The organism is Thauera sp. 27 (genome assembly GCF_000310125.2).
GTDB lineage: Bacteria > Pseudomonadota > Gammaproteobacteria > Burkholderiales > Rhodocyclaceae > Thauera > Thauera mechernichensis.
Genome location: NZ_AMXB01000093.1, coordinates 1 through 1,239 on the forward strand (window position 1 = coordinate 1; position 1,239 = coordinate 1,239).

The window sequence follows — 1,239 nt, forward strand, 5'->3', positions numbered from 1 at the left end:
CTCCCACTGGGGCGGGGGACCCGCGGCGGGGGGGCTTGCTGTGGGAGCGGCGCAAGCCGCGAGCTTTTTGGGCGGCTACGATGGGCGTGTCGCCTTCAACCCCTCGCGGCTGGCGCCGCTCCCACAGGGAGGGGGGAGACCCGCGGCGGGGGGTTTGCTGTAGGCGCGGCGCGAGCCGCGAGCTTTTTGGGCGGCTACGATGGGCGTGTCGCCTTCAACACCTCGCGGCTGGCGCCGCTCCCACGGAAACCTACGCCGCTGGGCTTCGCCGTAGGAGCGGCGCGAGCCGCGAGCTTTTTGGCGTGGCGGACGACGGTTGAGTGCGCTGGCAAGCCGCAGGCGCAGAAAGTCCGTTAGCATAACTCTCAGCGAATCGTCCTCAGCTTGCTGCGCCAATGGGGCCGCTTCGAGGCGCCCACCTATAGCTACTTCTATGTTACCTTTCGGCCAATGACCTACCAAGTCAAGGAACTGCTCCTCCCCGACGGCAGCAGTCCATATGCCCGCTGGTTCTCCGCACTCGATCCGATGGCTGCCGCAAAAGTCACCATTGCTGCCGCACGGATTGAACAAGGCAACCTATCCAACGTGGAGTGGTTCCGAGGCATTGGCGAGTACAAGATCGACTGGGGGCCGGGCTACCGCGTCTATCTGGCCAAGGACGGCCTGAGGATCGTTGTCCTGCTCGGCGGCGGCAGCAAGAAACGCCAACAAAAGGACATCGACGAGGCGGTCGCGTTGTGGGAAGAGTACAAGCGTCGCAAGGCGCAAACGCAGAAAGGAGCATGAACAATGGCATTGACCCGAGACTTCAAGGAAACCGTTGCTGCCCGGGTGCAAAACGATCCGGCCTTTGCCCAGGCACTGCTCGACGAGGCGATCACCCTGTTCATAGACGGCGAACCCGACACCGCCAGATTGATCCTGCGTGACCTGGTCAACGCAACGATCGGCTTCGAATCGCTGGCCGAAGAAATCCACAAACCGGCCAAGAGCCTGCACCGGATGCTGTCGGCCTCGGGCAATCCGACAATGAGCAACATCTCGGCGATCTTCGCCGCCATCAAACGCGCGCTGAAGGTCGAGGTTCGCACCTACGTGTCGATGGCTTAACCGAAGCCGGCCGTCTCACCTAAACGCCGGGCCACGTCGCCTTCAACCCCTCGCGGCTGGCGCCGCTCCCACTGGGGGGGGAGAGCCGCGGCTGTGGGCTTTGCTGTGGGAGCGGCGCGAGCCGCG

The 1,239-nt window shown here is 64.2% G+C and carries 2 protein-coding genes; both read left to right on the forward strand.

Annotated features, from left to right (window positions below; genetic code table 11):
• The first annotated feature begins 450 nt into the window (after positions 1–450).
• Positions 451–789: a type II toxin-antitoxin system RelE/ParE family toxin gene (locus B447_RS21505; RefSeq protein WP_037983492.1), complete on the forward strand. Its 339-nt coding sequence runs from the start codon at positions 451–453 to the stop codon at positions 787–789.
• Between the two features lie 3 nt (positions 790–792).
• On the forward strand, positions 793–1,113 hold the full coding sequence (locus B447_RS21510) for a helix-turn-helix domain-containing transcriptional regulator (protein WP_004249309.1): 321 nt from the start codon (positions 793–795) through the stop codon (positions 1,111–1,113).
• Positions 1,114–1,239 lie beyond the last annotated feature (126 nt).